Here is a 21,498-nt window from a genome sequence, read left to right as displayed (position 1 = left end):
CCCGACCGCCAGGCCGACGGCGGCCATGACGGCGCGCAGGGGGGGCGCGTTCGGCGGGAGCCCTGGTGCGTGTCGGGTCGTGGCGGCAGCCCCGCCGCGCTGCCCCCGGGCATGCCGAAGTCCCGGACCGCGGGCCCCTGCCCGCGGTCCGGGACTTCCGGTGCCGCGCGGTCCTCCCGCGCGGCACCGGGACGTCGCGCCTACGGCTTCTCGGCCGCGTGCAGCGCCGCCACGTCCTCGGAGGAAAGCGCCTTGTCGAAGGCGTGCACCCCGTCGACCGAGCCCTTCCAGAAGTCGACGTTCCCGCCGCCCCACTTGGCGCGGCCGACCGCGAACGGGCCCGTGCTCACATCGGCCGGACCCGCGGCCGCCGTGGCGGCCAGGACCCCGTCCACGTACAGCCGGATCTCGTTCTTCGCGGCGTCCCGGACGCCCACCAGGTGGTACCAGCGGCCGAGTTCGGGAGTCGTGACGTAGCGGGCGCGGTTGCCGCCCGGAGTGCTGAAGGCGAAGGCGCCCTGGCCGTACTGGAGGTAGAAGGGGTTCTCCTGGCGCCGGCCGTCCTGGCTGACCACCGTCGCGTAGTTGCCCGGCAGGGAGTCCAGCGTCGCCCACGCCGACACGGAGTAGCTCGTCGTGGTGTCGATGACGGGACCGTCCGTCTGGGCGAAGTGTCCCTGACCGTCGAACGTCAGGGCGCTTCCGCCGACCCCGGCGCCCCAGCCCGTCCCCTCGTTGAGCGTGAGCGTCCGTCCGCCCGGGCCGGAGTCACGGGCCGTCGTGCCCGCGCCCTCGTCCAGGGACCAGGAGGCGCCGCCCTTGACCGGGCCGCGCTGCCCGGCGGCCGCGCCGGCCGCGACGACCTTCAGGTTGATCGCGCGGACCCGCGCCGGGTCGACCTTGATCTCCCGGCGGTCGTACGTGTAGAGGCCGTTGAGCTCGTTCTCCAGGTCGGAGATCTGGGTGTAGACGGACCCGGACAGCTCGGCGCCCGCCGCCTCCAGGTAGTACTTCTCGGTGTTCTCCACGTACTTGCGGGTCAGGGCCTCCTTGTCGGCCACGCCGCTGTAGATCACGGTCGGGGCGCCCGGCCACATGTGGCCCGGGGCGCGCAGGGTGAAGCCGCCGTGCTCGCCGTCCAGCGCCGCCCGGTGGTCGGGATAGGCCGGGTCGGTGTTGTTGTAGTCGTGGTGGTCGACGATGTCGCCCTTGCCGGAGTCACCCTTCGAGTTGCAGCAGTTGACCCCGCTGTGGGCGTTGACGATGCGGGACGGGTCGGCCGCCTTGACCGCCTCGGCGATCCGGCCGGTCTCCTCGCGGTTCCACTCGCCCCAGCCCTCGTTGAAGACGGTCCAGCCGATGACGGACGGCGAGTCGTGGTGCTGGCGCATCATCTCGCGGCCCTGGTCCACGAACGCCTGGTGGCCGGCGTCGTCCTTGAGGTCGCCCGAGACGAAGTCCTGCCAGACCAGCAGCCCCAGCCGGTCCGCGTGGTAGAACCAGCGGTCCGACTCGACCTTGATGTGCTTGCGCACCGCGTTGAAGCCGAGCTTCTTGTGCGCCTCGAGGTCGAAGGCGAGGGCCTCGTCGCTCGGCTGGGTGTAGAGGCCGTCCGGCCAGAAGCCCTGGTCCAGCGTGGCGAGCGAGAAGATCGGCTTCCCGTTGAGGACCAGCTTCTGGAAGCCGCCGACCTTCTGGATCGCGATCTTCCGCATGCCGAAGTAGCCGTTGACGCGGTCGGTCGACCTGCCGTCCTTGAGGCGTACCTCCAGGTCGTACAGGTACGGGTCGTCCGGGCTCCACAGGTGCTGCCCCGCGACCGGCAGGCGCAGGGTCGCGGACGCCGGGCCGGAGACCCGGCCGACGACCTTGCCGCGGGCGTCACGGGCGACGGCCTCCACGCGGGCGCCGGCCGAGGCGCGGGCGGACGCGACCTTCACGGCCAGCGTGCCCGTGTCGATGTCGGGGGTCGTGACGAGGTCGTCGATGGCCGCCGGGGCCACGGGCTCCATCCACACCGTCTGCCAGATGCCCGACGACTGGGTGTAGAAGATGCCGCCCGGGTTGGTGGACTGCTTGCCCGTCGGCTGGTTCGGGCCGCCGGTGTCGGTGACCGCGACCACCACCTCCTGCGGGCCCTTCGCCGTGAGGGCGTCGGTGACGTCGGCGCTGAAGGCGTTGTAGCCGCCGGTGTGCTCGGCCACCCGCTTGCCGTTGACCCAGACGGTGGCCCGGTAGTCGACGGCCCCGAAGTTGAGCATCAGCCGGTTGTCCTTGCCGGCCTTGCCCACCTTCCAGTCCTTGGGCACGTCCACCAGCCGGCGGTAGAACATGTGGTCCTCGTGCCGCTCGATCCCGGACAGCTGGGACTCCACGGGGAAGGGCACGACGATCTTCTCGTCGAGGTCCTTGCCGAAGACCGGCTGCTCGCCGGCGTCCGCGCCCGCGAACTGCCAGGGGCCGTTGAGGTTCTTCCACCGGGAGCGCACCTGCTGCGGCCGCGGGTACTCCGGCAGCGGGTTCTTGCGGTCCAGCTTGTCGCCCCACGTGGTGGTCAGCCGGTGGGTGGAGGCGTTGGCGGCGGAGCGGAGGATCCGGGGGACGGTCTCGTCCCCGTTCTTCAGGCCGCCGGCGCCGTCGTAGTCGACGCGTACCTGCTGGCCCTTCTGAACGGGCTCCTCCAGCTCGACGACGGCGGTGTTCGGGTCGTCCCCGGCCACGGTGACCGAGCGGATCGGCATGGGTGTGGTGTCCGCCTCCACCGTGAGGTGCTCGGCCACCGAGGCCAGGCCACCGACCGGGTGGTCGAAGCGCAGCCGCAGCTGCCGGCCGCTCGCCGGGACCGTCGGCTCCACCGGGTAGACCTGGAAGTCGGCGGGCGGGGTGAAGGCCGACTCGGGGACCAGCTGCTTGGCCAGCGTCGGGGTCGACCAGCGCAGGAACATGTTGGCCCCGCCGACGTCCTGGAACATCTCCAGCCGGAACTCGTGCTTCTCGCCCGCCGTGAGCCGGACCGGGGCGCTGGTCTGCTCGCGGTCCCAGTCGGGCACCCAGTGGTCGATCACCGGCTTGCCGTCGACGAACAGGCGGAAGCCGTTGTCCCCGATGCCGTAGAAGGTGTAGTCGCCGGTGACCGGGGCCTCGATCCGCCCGGTCCAGCGGGCGGTGGTGTGCTCGGTCCGTCCGGTCAGCGACTGGAAGGTGCCGGTGAGGCCCGAGAAGTTGATCTGCGGGTCGAGGGAGGTGCCGCCCAGCTTGTCGAAGTCCCGTGCGCCGGGCGCCGACATGCTGAAGTACTCGCCCTTGAGGCCGTGCACTTCGATGGCCGCGTCCCGGGCGGCGGGGGAGGAGAAGGCGTCGCCCGGCCGGGCCGCGGGGGAGGCGGCGCCGTCCGGCTGCGCGGCCGAGGCGGTCGGGGTCAGGGCGCCGACGGGCAGCACCAGGGCGGCGGCGGTCAGCAGCGCCCATATTCCGGTTCGGGGGCGGGTGTTTCGTCGTGTCATCGAATCTTTCCTCTTTGAGAGGGGATCGGAGCGGCCGGACCCAGGGATCGCGTGTCGGCGGAAGTGCCCCTGAGGGATGCCGTGTCCGCCTCGGGGGTGCGGGCGCCCGGCGGTTGCCGCACCGTCGCGCCGGCAGGCGAAGGACAGCGTCGAACGGGCCGCCCGGACATGATCACGGCGGTGCTGTGAGGGGCGGGCGGCCGTCATTCCAACGTTGGAAAATTGCGTGCAGCGGAATGACAGCACGCACCACGGAGGCTGTCCAGACCTCGCGCGCCCTTCGTTCCGACCGACCGTCAACTCCGTTGCCGTGACTGCGGAACCGATCGGCGGAAGCGTTCCGGAAACGTCGTCCCCGCCTCTTGCAGAGGTCGCCGAGGCGCGGTTATAACGTTGTAAAGCCGGAGTCGCCGCCCTCCCGGGAGGCTGCTCCCAACTCGTGTCCGCCCAGCTCATGGGCGTGATCCGGGCTGTACGAGGCTGCGCACCAAGGGCCCGCCGTCCCTTCACGGCGCGAACCGGCTCCGCTTTCCTGCTCTGAGCGACCGCACGCCACTCGGCGGTGCTGTCCCCCCGCCAAGGAGTGTCTTCACGATGACCCTTCCGCAGAGATTCCGCACGCTCTCCGTCGCGTGCGTCGTCGCCGCCACCGCCACGCTCGCCCTCTCCGGCTGCGCCAAGTCGGAGACCACGGACAACGCGGGCGGCGACAGCGGCCAGGGCGCCCAGACCGTCCAGACGCCCACCGCGTCCGCCGGCCCGGGCTGCACCCTCACCACCTACGGCGCCCCCGAGCTCGACCTCAAGAACGCGATCGTCGGCTTCTCCCAGTCGGAGAAGGAGGCCAACCCGTTCCGGATCGCCGAGACGCAGTCCATCAAGGACGAGGCCGCCAAGATCGGCGTCAAGAAGCTCCTCACCACCAACGCCCAGTCGCAGCTGCCCAAGCAGATCAGCGACATCCAGGACATGCTCGCCCAGGGCGCGCAGTTCCTCATCGTCGCCCCGCTCAACTCCGACGGCCTCGAACCCGCCTTCCAGGCCGCCGCCGCCAAGAAGGTCCCCGTCCTCACCATCGACCGCAAGGTCAACGACACCGCCTGCAAGGACTACCTGGCCTTCCTCGGCTCCGACTTCGTCGAGCAGGGCAAGCGCGCCGCCGACGCGATGATCAAGGCCACCGGAGGCAAGGGCAAGGTCGCCATCCTGCTCGGCTCCTCCGGCAACAGCGTCACCACGGACCGCACCAAGGGCTTCGTCGACCAGGTCGAGGCGGCGGCCCCCGGCCTGGAGATCGTCGCCCAGCAGACCGGCGAGTTCGCCCGAGACAAGGGCCAGCAGGTCATGGAGCAGCTGATCCAGTCCAAGCCCGACATCACCGCGGTCTACGCCGAGAACGACGAGATGGCCCTCGGCGCCGTCACCGCGCTCAAGGCGGCCGGCAAGGCCCCCGGCAAGGACGTCAAGATCGTGTCGATCGACGGCACCCGCAACGCCGTGCAGGCCCTGGCCAACGGCGAGTTGAACGCCGTCATCGAGTCCAACCCGCGCTTCGGCCCGCTCGCCTTCGCCACCGCGCAGAAGTTCTACGCCGGCGAGGGCATCCCCGAGGACGTCATCATCCAGGACCGCTCCTACGACCCGTCCAACGCCAAGTCCTCCCTCGGCGGGGCGTACTGACCCACGACCGGCCCGGTCCGGCCCCGTGGTTCCGGCGGGAACCACAGGACCGGCAGGGCCGGTCGCCCGGGCCCGGCGGGTCGTCACGGACCGGCCGGGGCGGGACCGCCGATACCGGCGGGAACCGCGAGCCGTCCGGTCGGCCGCCCCGTCCCTGACGGTCGACCGGCACGGCTCCGGCAGCCCTTCGGGCCCGTGCCCGGCTCGTACGGCCCGGCGGACGTTCGTACGCGCGCCCCGCTCGTACGGCTCCGACCGCTCCGAGGGCACACGGCGGACGCGCCCGGCTCCGGCCGGGTCCGGCCGGGCATCCCCCGGACCGTGCGGCTCCGGTCGTTACCAGGAGCACCCGGCCCGGTCGGTACCAGGAGCACCCGCCCCGGTCCGCACGGGCGGCCACCGGGCCCGAACGGTCCCACCGGCCGTCCGGGCACGCGCCCGAGGCGTACCACCCCGGCGGGTGTACCGCTCCGGCCCGTGCCCGACCGGTACGGCCCCGGACACGCGCCCCGCACCCGGGCCCGAGTGACATCCGGGTTCCGCACCGGCCGCGGGGGGTCCCGTACGGCCTCCGGCCGGGTGTCGCTCCCGCCCCGAGCCCAGCCGGTCCGGGGCCCGCCCGTCGCCGGCCGCGGAATCAGCCCCGACCCCGGGCCGTCCGCGCCCCCTCTCCTCTCTCTCCACGTTCCCTCTCCGGAAGGCCACGCTCATGGCTCCCCCCGAAGCGGCGCCGCCCGAGGCCGCGCCGACCGCGACGAGCGGCACCGCGCCCTCGGCCGCGCCGACGGTGCTCGAGGCACGCGGCGTCGGGAAACGCTTTCCCGGCGTGGTAGCGCTCGACGACGTCTCGTTCACCCTGCGCGCCGGCGAGACCCACGCGCTCGTCGGCGAGAACGGCGCCGGCAAGTCCACGCTCATCAAGGTCCTCACCGGCGTGCACCGCCCGGACAGCGGCGAACTGCTGCTGTCCGGAAGGCAGGTGCGGTTCGCCCGCCCCTCCGAGGCGCAGACCGCCGGCATCTCCACGATCTACCAGGAGGTGAACCTGGTCCCGCTGATGAGCGTGGCCCGGAACATCTTCCTCGGCCGCGAGCCCAAGAACCGTTTCGGGCTCATCGACTTCCCGCGGATGCACGCCGAGGCCGCGGCCCTCCTCGGCGGCTTCGGCGTGACCGTCGACCCCCGCCGCGCCCTGGGCACCCTCGGCATCGGCACCCAGCAGATGGTCGCCCTCGCGCGGGCCGTCTCCGTCGAGGCCCACGTCGTCGTGATGGACGAGCCCACCTCGTCCCTCGAACCGCGCGAGGTCGAGACGCTCTTCCGGGTCATCGACGACCTCCGCCGACGGAACATCGCCGTCGTCTACGTGAGTCACCGCATGGACGAGCTCTACCGGATCTGCGACCGGGTCACCGTGCTCCGCGACGGCAGGCACATCCACACCGGCCCGCTCGCCGCACTCGACCGCATGAGCCTCGTGTCCATGATGCTGGGCCGCGAGATCTCCGAGGTCCGCCGCCACGGCCTGACCAGCTTCGGCTCCGCGGGACACGACGTCGCCCGCGAACCCGTCCTGACCGCCACCGGCCTCGTCCGGCGCCACCAGCTGGACGACGTCTCGCTGGAGCTGTACCCCGGCGAGGTGCTCGGCCTCGGTGGCCTGCTCGGCTCCGGCCGCAGCGAGACCGCCAAGGCCCTGGCCGGCGCCCTGTCCCTGGACGCGGGCGAGGTCCGCGTCGGCGGCGTCCCCCTGGGCCGCTCGTCCTCCGCCGCCGCCATCCGCGCCGGCATCAGCCTGCTCCCCGAGGACCGCAAGGCCGAGGGCATCGTCCCGGGCCTGTCGGTCCGCGAGAACATCGTCCTGGCCGCCCTTCCCCGGCTCTCCCGCGCGGGCATCGTCTCCCGCGCACGGCAGGACCGCGTCGTCGACATCTTCATGAAGCGACTGCGCATCAAGGCGTCGAGCCCGGAGCAGAAGGTCGGCGAACTCTCCGGCGGCAACCAGCAGAAGGTGCTCCTCGCGCGCTGGCTCTGCCTCGAACCCAAGGTCCTCCTCCTCGACGAACCCACCCGCGGCATCGACGTCGGGGCGAAGGCCGAGGTCCAGGCACTCATCGACGAGCTCGCCCAGGAGGGCCTGGCGGTCCTGCTCGTCTCCTCCGACATCGAGGAGCTCGTCGAGGGCGCCGACCGGATCGTCGTCCTCAGGAGCGGCGCCACCGCGGGCGAACTCGTCGGCGAGAACGTCTCCGAGGACGCCCTCCTCGCGGCCCTGGCCGACCACACCGCGCCGGCCGACGCCGCGGAGCCCGCCGGCGCACCGCAGCCCCCCGACCCGGCGCACCCCGGCACACCGGCCCCCGCCGACACCGCGGCCGGTGCCGCCGGAGCCGTACCCCTGACCCAGCCCGCCGGGCCCGGCTCCCCGCCGGACGCGGCACCCACGACCCGCCGAGCGCACCAGGCCCCGGCCTCGGCCGCCGAGGAGGACCCCCGATGACCACCCAGGCCGCCGCGGCGCCCGCCCGTGCCACCGCGACCCGGCGGAACACGACCGCGTGGTTCCAGGAGTACGGCGTCTACGCCGCCGTGGCCGCGCTGCTGCTCTTCAACGCCTTCTTCACCGAACACTTCCTCACGGTCGACAACCTCCGGACGCAGCTGATCCAGGTCGCCCCGATCGTCATCGTGGCCCTCGGCATGGCCCTGGTGATCGGGACCGAGGGCGTCGACCTGTCCGTGGGCTCCGCCATGGCACTCGCCACGGCCCTGCTGCCGCTCTACCTGGGCTACGGCCTCGTGCCCGCCCTGCTCGTCGCCCTCCTCGCCGGAGCCGTCGTCGGCCTCGTCAACGGCACCCTGGTCTCGGTGGTGGGACTGCAACCCATCGTGGCGACCCTGGCCCTGTTCGTCGGCGGCCGCGGCATCGCGCTCGTCCTGGCCGACGGGCAGCTCAAGCAGATCGTCAACCCCGACCTGCTGGCCCTGGGCACCGGGAGCCTCCTGGGCATTCCCCTGGTCGTCCTGATCGCCGGGATCCTGGCGCTCGCCGTCGCCTTCCTCGTCCACCGCACCACCTTCGGGCGGCAGGTCGTCGCGATCGGCGGCAACCGCAAGGCCGCCGCGCTCGCCGGCCTGCCGGTGAAGCGGGTGCTCATCGGCGTGTACGTCCTGTGCGGCGCGCTCGCCGCCCTCGCCGGCATCCTCGCCACCGCACGCCTCACCGCCAGCGACCCCTCCTCCCTCGGCACCCTGATGGAACTCTCCGCCATCACCGCCGTCGTGGTGGGCGGCACCCCGCTGAGCGGCGGCTCCGTCCGCGTGCTCGGCACCCTGGCCGGCGCCCTGCTCATGCAGCTGCTGCGCGCCACCCTGGTCAAGCACGACCTGCCCGACTCCACCGCCCAGATCGCCCAGGCGGCCATCATCATCGCCGCCGTCTACGTCGCACGGGAGCGTCGATCCCGATGAACCCCACCTCCTCCCTCACCGCCCCGGGGACCGGCGTCAAGGGCTCCGGACCCGGCGGCAAGGCCGACGCGGACCGCCCCGCGAGCGGCGTCACCGCGGCCGAACGCCTCCTCTCCCTGGTCCAGCGCCAGGGCGTCCTGGCCGTCCTGCTGCTCGTCGTGGTCATCGCCTCCTTCGCCTACCCGACCTTCGCCACCCTCGACAACTCCCGCGGCGTCCTGGTCCAGGCGTCGTTCCTCTCCATCGTCGCCCTCGGCATGACCCTGGTGATCATCACCGGCGGCATCGACCTGTCCGTCGGCTCCGTCTTCGCCCTCGGCGGCGTCCTCGCCGCCTGGGCCTCGCAATGGGGCCTGCTCCCCGCGCTGCTGGTGCCGCTCCTCGTCTGCGGGGCGATCGGCACGCTGAACGGCCTGCTGATCGCCCGGGCCGGCATGGCGCCCTTCATCGTCACCCTGGCCTCGCTGCTCGGCGCGCGCGGCCTGCTGCTCGCCTTCACCGACGAGGGCGCGACGACCTACCTCGTGCCGAAGGGCTCGGCCTTCGCCGAACTGGGCCAGGGCACCGTCGGCGGATTCGGCTACCCGATCCTCGTAGCCCTGGCCCTCTTCGGCCTCGGCGGTCTGATCCTGCAGCGGACCTCCTTCGGTCAGACGCTCTTCGCCGTCGGCGGCAGCGCCGACGCCGCCACCCTCATGGGCCTCCCCGTCGCCCGCGCCAAAGTGACGGTCTACGTCCTGAGCGGGCTCCTCGCGGGCTTCGCGGGCGCGCTCAACGCCGCCCGGCTCTCCTCCGGCGTCACCATCATCGGCACCGGCATGGAGCTCGACGCCATCGCCGCCGTCGTCATCGGCGGAACCCTGCTGGTCGGAGGTGCCGGCTCGGTCAGCGGCACCCTCTGGGGCGTGCTGCTGCTCGCCGTCATCCAGAACCTGATCAACCAGATCGGCTCGCTGAACTCCTCCTACCAATCGGTGGTCAGCGGCGGATTCCTGATCCTCGTCGTGGTGGCGCAGAGGTACGTTTCACGCAGCAGAAGGACGCTCTGACGCCGGACCCATCCCACCGGCCCCCGTGACCCGGGGCCGGTGCGCCCGAGCCCCACCGGGGACGGGCCGCACCGGCCCCGGAACCGGCGGCCCACCGTTCAGAGCCGAACCAGAGGAGTTCCGTGGGCGTCAGCCTCAAGGACGTCGCGCAGCGGGCCGGCGTCTCGATCAAGACCGTGTCCAACGTGGTCAACAACTATCCCCACGTCACCCCGCAGATGCGGGCCAAGGTGCAGCAGGCCATCGACGAGCTCGGCTACCGCCCGAACCTCACCGCCCGCCACCTCCGCAAGGGCCGCACCGGCATCATCGCCTTCGCCGTTCCCGAACTCGGCAACCCCTATTTCGCGGAACTCGCCGGAGCCGTCATCGACGCCGCCGCCCAGCACGACTACACCGTACTCGTCGACCACACCGCGGGGCTCCGCGAGCGCGAGCTGCTCGTGTGCCAGGAGTTCCGCTCCCACGTCATCGACGGGCTGATCCTCAGCCCCATCCACCTGGAGAACGACGACCTCCTCGCCCGCCAGGAGACCTCGCCGCTCGTCCTGCTCGGCGAGCGCGAGTACGAGGCGCCGTACGACCAGATCGCCATCGACAACGTGGCCGCCGCCCGCACCGCGGTCCGCCACCTCCTCGACCTCGGCCGCCGGCGCATCGCCTTCCTGGGCTCCCGCACCGGGCGCGAACGCCAGCCCGCCCACCTCCGCCTGCGCGGCTGGCGCGAGGAGCTCACCGCGGCGGGCGTCACACCCGACGAGTCCCTCGTGGTCGCCACCGACGGCTACGGCCGCGGCGACGGCGCCGCCGCCATGACCGCCCTCCTCGACCGCGGCATCGTCCCCGACGCCGTCTTCGCCTACAACGACCTCATCGCCCTCGGCGCGCTGCGCACCCTCACCGAACGCGGCCTCCGGGTCCCCGAGGACATCGCCGTCGTCGGCTTCGACGACATCGAGGAGAGCCGCTACGGCGCCATCACCCTGACCACGGTCGCCCCCGACAAGCCGGCCATCGCCCGGCAGGCCGTCGACCGGCTCGTCGAACGCCTCGCCGGCGGCCCCGTCTCCGAACCCCGGCGCATCAGACCCGGCTACCGCCTCGTCGTACGCGAGTCGACGGGCGCCGTACCCCCCGCCGTCCCGCAGGGGAAGCCCACGCCGGAAGCCGAGGACTGACGGACGACGGGACCGTACCCGCCCACGAGGGCCGGAGCGCCGGCCCCCGACCGGGCCACCTGCCCGCGGTGGTCGGGCCGTCCTCCACGTCAGCCGGACCGCGCCACGGTGACCGGCTCCCTGCCCACGGCGGCAAGGACCCCGGCCCGCCTCCGACGCCCGCACCCCGCCCGGGGCGGCAGCACCCACGGAACAGCACCCGCGCCGAGCCCCCCACCCGTCAGCCGCCTCCCCCCCCACTCATGACGAGGACATCCCATGCCCCGAGCCACCATCCACGCCAGGCCGTTCGGCACCACGCCGACCGGGGAGGAGGTCGCGCTCTGGCGACTCACCTCCCCCTCCGGCGCCTACGCGGAGATCCTCACGTACGGGGGCATCCTCCACGCCCTCGGCGTACCCGACGCGACCGGCCGCACCGAGAACGTCGTGCTCTCGCTGCCCTCCCTCGACCAGTACGCGGAGAAGAGCCCCTACGTCGGCGCGCTGATCGGCCGCTACGCCAACCGCATCGCCCACGGGCGCTTCACCCTCGACGGCACGCCCCACGACGTCCCGGCCAACGACCGGGGCCACGCCCTCCACGGCGGCCCCGCCGGCTTCGACGCCCGGGTGTGGGAGGCGCACCCGCACACCGCAGGCGACACCGTCGAGCTCCAGCTCCGGCTCCACAGCCCCCACGGCGACATGGGCTTCCCCGGCGCGCTCGACGTCACGGCCACCTACTCGCTCGACGCCGACGGCACCCTCGCCCTCGACTGCACCGCCACCACCGACCGCCCCACCGTCCTCAGTCTCAGCAACCACGCCTACTTCAACCTGGCCGCGGACGGCGGAGACGTCCTCGACCACACCCTCCAGGTCGACGGCGAGGCCTACCTCCCCGTCGACGCGACCGGCATCCCCCTGGGCCCGATCGCCCCCGTGACCGGCACCCCGTTCGACCTCACCGCCCCCCGCGCCCTGCGCACCGGCGTCCTCGCCGCCGACGACGTCCAGATCCGCGACGCCCGGGGCTACGACCACTGCTGGGTCCTGGGCTCCCGCGAATCCGCCGTGCCGCGCCGCGCCGCCCGCCTGTCGACCCCGGACGGCGCCAGGACCATGGAGGTGTGGACGACCGCCCCCGGTCTCCAGGTCTACACGGCCAACCAGCTCGACGGCACGCTCACCGACCCGAGTGGGCGCCCTCTGGGCCGGCACGGCGCCGTCTGCCTGGAGACCCAGCACCTCCCCGACGCCCCCAACCGCCCCGCCTACCCGAGCCCCGTCCTCCGCCCCGGGACGACCGGCCACCGCCGCACGGAGTTCCGCTTCCCCCGCCCCGCCTCCCCGACGCCGGCAACCGACTGACGCACACCTTTCCCGCGGGCCGCCTCTCACTCTCCCGGCGGCCCCTCCGCGGCCGTCGACCTCCCCAAGTACCAGACGGGCCCGGGGTCGGCCACCTCCAACTGCCGGAAACCCAGCCGGTCGTAGAAGGCCCGCGCCCCCGTGTTGGCCCGCACCATGCACAGGTGCACCGAGGCCACCCCTCCCTCCCGGAGCGCCGCCAGCAACACGTCCATCAGCGCCCGCCCGTACCCGCGGCCCTGCCACTCCGGCAGCAGGTCGATGTGCAGATGCGCCGGATACGCGGCCAGCTCCGCCCGCACCATCCGCTCAGGCGTGTGCAGGAGCCCCGCCATCATGTCCGCCGCCGTCCCGCCGTCCGCCTCGGGCGCCGGGAACCTCCCCTCGACCCCCGGCAGCCACGCGTCACGGAACCGCTTCACGAACCCGGCCGTGTCCGGCACCCCGAGCACGTACCCCACCGCCCGCCCGGCCCCGTCGTCCAGGACGAAGGCGTACTCCGGCTCCAACTCCACATACGGATAGGCGAAGATCGTCGGCATCAACTCCGGGTCCGGGTACATCCCGGACGAGTCCCCGCCCTCATGGGCCGTCCTGACACAGATCTCGGCGAGTTCCGCCCGATCCGATCCCCGATAACGGCGAACAAACGGTTCTGTCTGCATGACGGGGGACGATTCCACAGTGGGAGCGCTCCCGGACCCGCCGTCCAGGATGCGGTCGACCCCGGCGCGGCCTCGCCCCTGCCACCGCTTTCCGACGGCTGACCGCCCAGCCCTCCGCGACCTCCTCCCTCTCGGGAACCACGGCGAGCACGCAGGGGTCTGGTACCGACAGAGGGGCCGATCGCTCAACTGCACTCTCCAAGGCCCCTGTTACGGCCAGGAACCAGACCGGGACGGGGGCGACAGGTGGACTGGTGGCTGACTGACAGCGAAGGGATCGTGGCCTTCTGGCTGCTGATCTTCGCGCTGTGCAACGTCCTGCGCGGCGTGTACTGCTGGTTCCGTGACCGGGACGAGCGGCGCGAGGTCGAGCGCCTCCTCGCCTTCAAGCCCCATCCCGTAAGGGCCTCGTTCCTGCTCGGCGGAATGACCGAGGCCGCCGAGACCGCGATCTGCATGCTCGTCGCCGACGGCGCCGTGAAGGTGTCCTCCAGCGGCGAACTGCGCCCCACCCACCGCGGAAGGAAACAGACCGACCACGCCCTCCGCGCCCTGGCGGAGGCCCTCCGCGCCACCCCCTCGGGCACGACCACCCGACTCCACGAGATCCCCACCGAGGCCCGCTTCGCCGCGTTCCGGCAACACGTGGAACACCGTTCCCCCGCAATCCGTTTGACCGCCTCGGGCAAGAGCCAGTCCCTCATGCTCGCGACCTCGCTGCTGACCACGTTCGGCATGGGGGTCCACGCCGGCGGAGCCCTGGCCCCCACGGCCTTCTTCCCCGGAACCCACCGCATGTCCTGGCTCTACGTGTGCATGGCCGCCCTGCTGGTCCAATGGGCCCCGGCATGCCTCTGGCCCTCCGAGAAGCGACGCCGCTGGAAGGCCCTCGACACCGTCTGCCAGGACCGGACCGAGAGCGCCCGCGCAGCCCTCCCCGACGCCACCCGCCAGGCCATCGCCCGCACCAGGCGAGCCCCGCAGCCCACCCGACACCACACTCGTGGCCACAACGGCGACGCCGGTGGCGCCGCCATCGACGTCGACTCGTGCAGCAGCAGCGACAGCAGTTGCGGCGGTTGTGGTGGGTGCGGGGGAGAGTGATGAGGCCAGTGGGGCCTACTGCTTCACGCAGCCTGTGGTCGGCCGACGGTACCTGGGGACACCCTGTTCCAGCAGGTCCAGACGGCGGCCGACGCCGCCGGCGAGATCGACGGGGACATTCTCGACCGACTCCACCATCGTCCGTGCGCTCGGACACCTGATGGCATGGCGCCTCGGCAGCGTTCAGGATCCGGAGGCGCGACGGCGGTGGGAGGGAACCGCGCTCAGGAGTTCCCACAGAGGGTCGGAGCCGCCGGCCCACCGGGCGAGCAGATGGCGATCGACGAGGTGGAGGCGCTGGGAGCGGGCGAAGGCGATGGCCTTGTCGGTAAAGCGGCCGTTGGTGACCAGTACGACGACGTCACCGTTGTGGACGGGTCGGCCGGTGCCGTTGAGGACGTGCAGGTCCGGGGTTCCGACCGCGGAGCCGGACAGCCCGGCCTTGCGGTGCTTGCATTGGATCACCCACAGACGTCCGAACGGGTCCGTGGCCTTCACGTCGGCGCCGTTGTCGCCGGCGCCACCGACCCGGATCGCCGCAGGGCAGCCATCGCGACGCATCAGATCCCGTACGGCCTCCTCGAACTGCCGGTGGTGCAGGGCATCGATCTGCGGCAGCGCATACCGCAGTCCCTGCTCCCGCACCCGGTTCCAGCGGGCGGTCTCCCGATACCGGCGCACCCACACTCCACCGGCCGCCAACGCGACGAGCAGAAGCACGGTCGGCACCCAGGGGTGCGCGACCAGCCACCGCACGGCGCCGACAGCCAGACTCCACACCGCGACGAGCACCAGGAGCAGCAGACCGACCTGCTCCCAGCTGGGGGCACTCCTACGACGGTAGGAAACCTGGCGACGCCTGGGCACGGGCCGGCGTCGGAAGGCGGAAGACATACGGCGCCGGCGTGGGGCGGGGGAGCGGCGAGTACCCGGCCGTGATCGGGGGCTCATGTACCGGCCTGCGAGACGCCGCTCACGAGCTGCTTGAGCACGTTGAAGATGCCCTGGCCCAATGGGGTCGGTGCGATCACGATACCCAGGGTCAGGACGATGAACGCGGTATTGCGTTCCTCGACTCGGCTTCGGGCCTGCGTCCTGCGGCGTAGCCGCAGCACCACGATGACCGCCATCAGCACCCCCACGTTGATCGTCATCATGCGAAGTCCGCTCCCGCCCCGCGCCCTCGTCTCTGCACCGTTCCTGACCGCCCTGAGGGGGCCAGGAAACAGTGCAGCCGATCACGCGCCCAGATCGCAGCGGGTCGGTGAACGTTGGCGGAACGCCGCCGGACGCTGTCCAGTTCCGTCCGGACACTCGTTCCCGCACGCGAACTGGCGTGAGAACGTCGGTGTTGGCGCTGACCTGCGGTGACGTGTCGCGAGTGTCAGCGACGTGTCACCGGGCAGGGCGCTCGGATTTTCGTCCCTGCGGATGCCTACCTCCATATCTCCGGCCAGAACGCCGAAGGCATCAACCAGGTCCACAATGACGGCAAGGACGACATCGCTGTCCCGTACGACTACGGCCAACAGACCGACCAGTCCCACCGCGCCGCGCCAGGAAGCTATCTCGGACCACGATCAGGTGATCGAGCAGCCCACCCAACCTGGGCCCCCGAACCGGCCCCTGCACCCCAACCCCAGCTGTCCAGTCGTGGATGTATTCGCGGGCCACCCAGATGGTGCGCCCGTCGAGGGGGCGCTGAGGGGGTCTGCATGCGTACCTGCTCCCTCCCCTGACCCGCTCCTCGACTCGAAGAGCGAAACCCGCATATCTGCCCTAGCTTGTGGATGAATGTTCCCCAGGAAAGGAGACCTCCCATGGCAGACAAGGCCAAGGGCAAGATGGAGCAGGCCAAGGGCAAGGCCAAGGAAGTCGCCGGCAAGGTGACCGGCAACGAACGGATGCAGGCCGAAGGCAAGACCGACCAGGTCAAGGGCAAGACGCGCGAGGCTGCGGGCAAGGCGGAGGAGCAGGCCAAGGGCGTCAAGGACTCCCTCCGAGGCCGCCAGAAGCCCTGACCTCCCACACTTCCCGCCAGGCTCCGACGCCCCTGCGTCGGAACCGCCCCTCTCGCGTGGGGATCAAGGCGGGCGCCTGACGACACGGGCCTGATGCGGTCGGAGCCCCCGCTCGCGGCCCTTCGCCCCGCCGCCGGCTCGTGGTCCTTAGACTGCCCCGCCCCGTACCTACCTTCGGGCGCGGGGCGGTCGTTCTGCTCGCCACGGTCCTGCGCCGAACGCCGCCCATGGCCCGAAGCCGGCGCTGGTGGTGTCCCGAGGGCTTCTCGCACTTCCTCCGTCATGGCTGGAGTGTCTCGGGGGCCTGTGCCGCATGGCCGTGTTCGGCACGGTGGACATGCTCAGGACCAGCTGGTCTGCGCCGTCGGGCAGGACCGACCGGCAGCTTCTGCCGACGGCCTGCTCGCGGCGGTAGGCAGAAGCGTTCCGCCCCCGGACGCTCATGGCGCAGACAGAGCAAGAGGCCCTCGGCCCCCTCCCCGGACGCCGCCGACCATATGGTGTGCGACGGACAGCCGTTCGGCCCGGCCGTTTCCTCATCGCTGGGCGTGGTCTCCTCGCTGCGTCTAGGCTTGCCCGGCCCGGGGAGTGCGCGGACGATTGCGCCTCACCACCCCGGCCCGGCCGTACTCGGACGGTGGCGCTGGTGGGCCTTCGTCGCATGGGGCTTGGCCTGTCGGGTAACCGGGCCGTGTGGATGAGAACGAGGACGAGGACGAGGACGAGAGCAGTGGGACCTGATGCCGACCCGGGTGGCGGTGCCGAGTCCGTGCTGGACAGATTCCTGATGCGCGCCGGCTACGCGCTGGACGGAGGGGGAAGCCGTATCGCCGCCGCCCGGCAGCACGCCTCCGCCTTCTTGGACCGGGCCCGCGCCGAGCATCGGCTGCCGGTGTCGCAACGGACGCGGGACCTGACCGCGCTGGTCGTCAGCGAACTGGTCACCAACGCCCACAAGTACGCCCCCGGCCCCGTCCTGATGGAGCTGCGCATCAGCACCGACCACGTGGACATCGTGGTGTGGGACAGCGACCCCGCCGTTCCCTCGGCCCAGAGCGCCGATCCGGGGCGGGTCGGCCAGCACGGCCTGGAGATCATCAAAGCGGTCGCCGAGAAACTGTTCGTCGAGCAGGAACCGGTCGGCAAACGCATCACCGTCCGCCTCGTCCTGGCCGACACCCTCGACTCGGCCTAGGCGCAGAAGGTGACGACGCCCTGGGGCTTCCCGCAAGCGGCCGTCTTCTCTCTCGCTCACCCCGGACGCCGACGTTGTCTTTGTCCTCGGGCGCGGGCTGCATGCCATCCACCGACCGTGGAGAAGCCGGCTGGGTACGAGAACGGGACGCGTCGCACCGGCCTGGAAACTTGCCCTGCGGCAACAATGTGGCCTGTTCACTGTTTCGCGTGCAGGCATGGGTGTGCGACGCTGAAAGGACACGAGACCGGCTGACGCCACAGGCGGCAGCCTTTGGGACTCGGGAGTTGCCCCCACTCCGGGCACCCGGGCCCCGCCATCGTCGTCCACCCCCTCTTCCGCGAACCGGGGGTGTTGCGTCTTTGGGCTCATCAACCCCCCAAAGGGGGCGTGCCCAGCATGAACGTCACCACCACGATCACCGGCACCAGCGCCCGCATCTCCCCGCACGGTGAGATCGACTTCTACACCCTGCCTCCGCTGCACACGGCCGTGAAGCGGCTACCGGGCCACGTCATCGACCTGCTGTGGGACCTGGAACATCTGTCCTTCACCGACGTGGCCGGCCTGCGCATGCTCTTCTGCCCCGCCCCCCAGGGCGACCCGCAGTACAGGACGGCGGTGACGAACCTGCGGAATCAGCCCTTGCAACTCCTGCTCATCGCCGCCGACCTGTTCCCCGCTGCCTACGACCTCTCGCGCCTGATCCCTGACACCCCCGCCGGCCTCACGGCCCACAGGTCCTGAGCCCCGGCCCGGCCCGGGGGCGAAGCACGGCCCAACAACAGCGTCACCTGGCGCGACAACGCCTCCTGCGGGAAGCCTCGCGCTCCCGGCCCTCGCCGCCGACGGCCGTTGTCGGCCTCCAGCCCCTCACCGCCAGACAAGCAGCCGTCAACCGAGTACACGCACGCCTCCGCTTCCCCGTCGAGCGCGCCTTCGCCCGGCTCGAGGCAGGGCGGATCTTCCGCGAAGCCCGGATCAGCCCCGACCGACTCACGTCAATCACCAAGGCCGTCCTCACCCTCGAGAGGCGACGCTGAAGATCCTTGGTGAACGTTGACCGCTTGCCATCCACGGTCGACCACTGCTCCGTTCGTGCCACCGAGGTCGACCGCCCAAGTCGCTGTGCTGGACGCCGTCCCGATTGTCGGTGGCCTTGGAACGGGCAGGGCGTTGAGGCGGGCTCACGGGGACCCGAGCCGGAACGACTGCGCGGTCTCGAAGTAGCGAGAACACCCTCGATCGATGAGGGGCCACAGCCCGGTCTGGGTGGCACGGTCACCCAGACTGCCCAGACGAGGGGCCTGTTGTGAGCGGAGGGCCTCAGCGCAGTCGTCGCGCGCGCAGCACCAGGTCGTCGGTATGGTGCGCGCCGGCGCCGCCGTCGGGTGCCACACGGGGTCGCTGCTCGTTCACCTCCACCTTCCAGCCGTCGGTGAGCAGGGCGGCGACCATCGAGGGCCAGACGTAGTCAGCCGGGTCGAAGCCGCTGTCGTGCGCGTGCTGGGTGTCCATCCCCGCGTGGTGGACGAGCAGCAACACGCCGCCGGGCGCGACGGCCGCGAGCAGTGCTCGCTCGGCCGCGGCGTCGGGGGTGCGCAGCAGGGCTGGATACTGCGCGGAGACCAGGTCGAAGGAGGCCGGCGGGAGCGCCGCTTCCGTCAGCCCGGCGTGTACCCAGCGAACGTCGACGCCTGCGTCCCGCGCGTGCCCCGCCGCCCGCGCCAGTGCCACGCCCGAGACCTCGAGCGCGGTCACGTCCCAGCCGCCGCGCGCGAGCCAGACGGCGTCCGCGCCCTCGCCGCAGCCGACGTCGAGCACCCGTCCGGGCACGAGCCCGGCGACCTCAGCCACGAGCGCACCGTTGGGCCGGCCGCTCCACAGCTGTTGCCGGTCGGCGTACCGGTTGTCCCACTCCGCCCGCACCGCGGGGTCTCCGACGTATCCGTCGCCGGGCAGAAAAGTGTCGGACGCGGGCGATCCCGCTGTGATGTCGTCGGTCATGCGCCCAACGTCACCCATCGTGGCCCGGTCCCGCCACTCCTGTTGCCGCTTCGGCAAAACGGCGTCCAAGGGGCGAGGAACAGCCGGGGGTAGTCGCACTGGACGTCATCGAAACAGACCGGTCACGGCATCCCCGACCTGCGAAGTCGATCTTCGGTGGCGATCGGGCAAGGTTCGCTGTCACAGGTCAGCGGGACAGTCCGCGACGCTCGACGAGGCGGCTCGCGTTGCGCGATGAATCGAACGTCCCTCAGACCCGCGGCGGAGACGCCCCGTACCGTACGCAAGGCGCGCGGGTGAGCCGCCTGTCGGACAGCTCTGTCAGGCGGTGGCCAACAGGATCGCGGCGTCCCGCGCACGGTGGCGACGTCCGCGAGCCCGTCGGACGGCGAGCCCGCCTCGACCCGGTCATCAGCCGGGTCGTCAACGGGGCTGCACCTCATCTGCTTCCGCAGGCTGGCGGCCTGACGGACAGCGCCCGCGGATGGGACGATCCACGGCGTGATCGGATGGATGCACCACACCCCGCGCTGGACGGTCATATCGGTCTGCGTCATCGCGGCCGTCCTGCTCTTCGTCGGCGCTTCCTCGCACGTCACCGACCTCCTCAGCCAGGGTCTGCACCCCTATGACTGGGCACCGGGGTGGCTCAACCTCTACTGGTCGTCGCTGGCACTGTTCGACACGCTCGCCGCCGTGTTCCTGATCCGGGGCAAACGTCGGGGAGCCGACCTTGCTTGCGCCATCCTGGCGACCGACCTCGCCGCCAACTTGTACGCGGTCTACGGCATCCAGCACAGCAGCCTCGCCGTTCAGCCCGGCCTTCAGCGGCTGACCGTCTTCGCCGCGCTCGTCCTGGGAGCGGCACCGTTCATCCGACGGCACCTCACCAGTTGAGAGAGGCTCTAACGAGCCGGTACGTGATTGAGGTGTAAGGGGGGCCGGGTGAGGGGGGGGGTGATCCAGCCTGTGGTGATCAGAGTCGACCGGCACATCCTCGCGCATCAGCTGTTCACAGGGGTCTCCCGGCGGCATCCGGCTTGCTTGGTAGAGGAGTCGGGCGGAACGTGGCAGCCGTGGTCGAGGGCCACCGTCACGCGGCACGCGGGCGACGTGGCCAGCAAACGTGGGGCGGGGCCGGTGCCCGGCATCGGCTGGTGTTCGTCGACCGGTCGGTCGTCGCGCTGGTTTACCTGCGGCAAGATCTCCCGCACTCCGTCCTTGCCCTGTTGTACGGCGTCGACCGTTCCACCGTCCCCCGTGCGATCGGAGAGACACGAGGGCTCTTGGCCGAACGCGGATGCGCGGTCCCCGAACGTTCGGGTCTGCGGCTGTGGACCCTGGCGGATGCGTTCGCCTATGCCCAAACCGAAGGCGTCGAGCTGCGGCTGGACGCCACTGAGGTCCAGGTCCGCCGACCCTTGGCCGGCAGCGGCGGACGACGCGCGTTCGTCTCCGGCAAGAAGAAACAGAACACCATGAAGGCCACCGTCACCGCCGACCATCAAGGCCGCACGCTCTGGACCGACGCCCTGCGACCAGGGCGGATGCACGATGCGACCGCCGCCCGCAACGAAGGCATCGAGGCCTGTTTCCAGCACTTCCCGGACGTGGAAGTGCTTCTGGACGACGACTGCCCCGGCCTCAGGCACGATCATCCCGGCCAGGCGGTCACGCCGCCCAGAAAACCGAACAAGATCGCTTTGCCGCACGTCCACGCAGCCAGAGACGAAGCCCGGCACCGCCACTCGTCGAAGCGGATCACGGTCGAACGCGCGCTCGCCGACCGTAAACGCTGGAAGCAGCTGACCAGCTGACGCACCGGCGAGAGATCCTGCCCACCTCCTACCGGGCCATCGCCTGCCTCGTCTCCGACCGCATGGCCGATGCCTGACCACGACCTCGATCAGGCACTCATGCCTCCACCCCGATCACACACCGGCTCGTTATGCGAGGGCCGGCGTGTGATCGGGGGAGTCCTCGCCCCCTTGACGGCAGCTGCGTCAGTTGGGCCAAGGGGACGAGGAGGCATGGGTCAGAGGGTGACCATCAGCGTGCCGCCGTCGAAGTAGGTGCCCATGTTCTTGCGGACGGAGATGTTGCCGTCGGTGCCGTGGACGATGAGGTCGGCCTTGCCGTCGCCGGTGATGTCGGCGAAGTAGAGTCGTCCCATGTCGTTGCCGGTGACGAAGCGTCCCCAGCCGGTGGACCAGTGGGTGCCGCCGTCGAAGTAGGTGCCCATGTTCTTGCGGACGGAGATGTTGCCGTCGGT

16 protein-coding genes and 3 pseudogenes are annotated in these 21,498 nt (G+C 71.5%); 13 read left to right on the top strand and 6 right to left on the bottom strand.

Annotated features, from left to right (window positions below):
- Positions 1-200 precede the first annotated feature (200 nt).
- Positions 201-3,503: a LamG-like jellyroll fold domain-containing protein gene (locus IE321_RS03690; protein ID WP_190221748.1), complete on the bottom strand. Its 3,303-nt coding sequence runs from the start codon at positions 3,501-3,503 to the stop codon at positions 201-203.
- Positions 3,504-4,097: 594 nt separating this feature from the next.
- Here IE321_RS03690 and IE321_RS03685 point away from each other — a divergent pair.
- From IE321_RS03685 to IE321_RS03660, 6 genes are all read left to right on the top strand, one after another.
- Entirely contained in the window at positions 4,098-5,183 is a 1,086-nt protein-coding gene (locus IE321_RS03685; RefSeq protein WP_190221747.1) for an ABC transporter substrate-binding protein, read from the top strand.
- A 709-nt stretch (positions 5,184-5,892) separates the two neighbouring features.
- Positions 5,893-7,683 (top strand): sugar ABC transporter ATP-binding protein, encoded by a 1,791-nt coding sequence (locus IE321_RS03680; RefSeq protein ID WP_190221746.1) that lies wholly within the window; start codon positions 5,893-5,895, stop codon positions 7,681-7,683.
- Positions 7,680-8,654 carry an ABC transporter permease gene (locus IE321_RS03675; protein WP_190221745.1) on the top strand — a complete coding sequence of 325 codons (975 nt, stop codon included), beginning with the start codon at positions 7,680-7,682 and terminating at the stop codon, positions 8,652-8,654. The genes IE321_RS03680 and IE321_RS03675 overlap by 4 nt, the downstream gene beginning before the upstream one ends.
- Positions 8,651-9,703, top strand: coding sequence for an ABC transporter permease (locus IE321_RS03670; RefSeq protein WP_190221744.1), 1,053 nt, complete (start codon positions 8,651-8,653; stop codon positions 9,701-9,703). Before IE321_RS03675 ends, IE321_RS03670 begins: the two co-directional genes overlap by 4 nt.
- 122 nt (positions 9,704-9,825) lie before the next feature.
- Positions 9,826-10,881, top strand: a complete 1,056-nt coding sequence (locus IE321_RS03665) for a LacI family DNA-binding transcriptional regulator (protein WP_190221743.1) — start codon at positions 9,826-9,828, stop codon at positions 10,879-10,881.
- A 258-nt stretch (positions 10,882-11,139) separates the two neighbouring features.
- Entirely contained in the window at positions 11,140-12,234 is a 1,095-nt protein-coding gene (locus IE321_RS03660; RefSeq protein ID WP_190221742.1) for an aldose epimerase family protein, read from the top strand.
- 26 nt (positions 12,235-12,260) lie between these two features.
- Here IE321_RS03660 and IE321_RS03655 read toward each other — a convergent pair whose 3' ends face one another.
- Complete coding sequence (locus IE321_RS03655) at positions 12,261-12,899, bottom strand: GNAT family N-acetyltransferase (protein ID WP_190221741.1); 639 nt, start codon at positions 12,897-12,899, stop codon at positions 12,261-12,263.
- Positions 12,900-13,145: 246 nt separating this feature from the next.
- Here IE321_RS03655 and IE321_RS03650 point away from each other — a divergent pair, with 246 nt between their 5' ends.
- Positions 13,146-14,003 (top strand): hypothetical protein, encoded by an 858-nt coding sequence (locus IE321_RS03650; protein WP_190221740.1) that lies wholly within the window; start codon positions 13,146-13,148, stop codon positions 14,001-14,003.
- 183 nt (positions 14,004-14,186) lie between these two features.
- Here the strand turns inward: IE321_RS03650 and IE321_RS03645 are convergent, their stop codons facing one another.
- A complete protein-coding gene (locus IE321_RS03645) occupies positions 14,187-14,798 on the bottom strand; it encodes a restriction endonuclease (protein WP_372470315.1) in 612 nt (203 codons plus the stop codon).
- 152 nt (positions 14,799-14,950) lie between these two features.
- On the bottom strand, positions 14,951-15,160 hold the full coding sequence (locus IE321_RS03640) for a hypothetical protein (protein WP_190221738.1): 210 nt from the start codon (positions 15,158-15,160) through the stop codon (positions 14,951-14,953).
- A gap of 663 nt (positions 15,161-15,823) precedes the next feature.
- On the opposite strand from IE321_RS03640, the gene IE321_RS03635 reads away from it, so the two are divergent.
- From IE321_RS03635 to IE321_RS41790, 4 genes and pseudogenes are all read left to right on the top strand, one after another.
- Positions 15,824-16,024, top strand: coding sequence for a CsbD family protein (locus tag IE321_RS03635; protein WP_190221737.1), 201 nt, complete (start codon positions 15,824-15,826; stop codon positions 16,022-16,024).
- 787 nt (positions 16,025-16,811) lie between these two features.
- Entirely contained in the window at positions 16,812-17,219 is a 408-nt protein-coding gene (locus IE321_RS03630) for an ATP-binding protein (RefSeq protein ID WP_190221853.1), read from the top strand.
- A gap of 399 nt (positions 17,220-17,618) precedes the next feature.
- Positions 17,619-17,966: an STAS domain-containing protein gene (locus IE321_RS03625; protein ID WP_190221736.1), complete on the top strand. Its 348-nt coding sequence runs from the start codon at positions 17,619-17,621 to the stop codon at positions 17,964-17,966.
- 125 nt (positions 17,967-18,091) lie between these two features.
- Positions 18,092-18,262: pseudogene (locus IE321_RS41790) on the top strand (IS5/IS1182 family transposase); the annotation flags it as partial.
- Between the two features lie 283 nt (positions 18,263-18,545).
- On the opposite strand, the gene IE321_RS03620 reads toward IE321_RS41790, so the two are convergent.
- The gene (locus tag IE321_RS03620; RefSeq protein WP_190221735.1) at positions 18,546-19,226 is read right to left on the bottom strand and encodes a class I SAM-dependent methyltransferase; all 681 of its coding nucleotides are present in this window, start codon (positions 19,224-19,226) and stop codon (positions 18,546-18,548) included.
- Between the two features lie 501 nt (positions 19,227-19,727).
- Here IE321_RS03620 and IE321_RS03615 point away from each other — a divergent pair.
- Positions 19,728-20,123, top strand: a complete 396-nt coding sequence (locus IE321_RS03615; RefSeq protein ID WP_226652899.1) for a hypothetical protein — start codon at positions 19,728-19,730, stop codon at positions 20,121-20,123.
- Positions 20,124-20,183: 60 nt separating this feature from the next.
- A pseudogene (locus IE321_RS03610) lies at positions 20,184-21,120 on the top strand (transposase).
- 141 nt (positions 21,121-21,261) lie between these two features.
- Here the strand turns inward: IE321_RS03610 and IE321_RS03605 are convergent.
- A pseudogene (locus tag IE321_RS03605) lies at positions 21,262-21,498 on the bottom strand (hypothetical protein); the annotation flags it as partial.

Origin of the sequence: Streptomyces hydrogenans (assembly GCF_014656075.1) — a bacterium.
Lineage (GTDB): Bacteria > Actinomycetota > Actinomycetes > Streptomycetales > Streptomycetaceae > Streptomyces > Streptomyces hydrogenans.
This window is presented reverse-complemented; position numbering and strand designations above follow the sequence as displayed.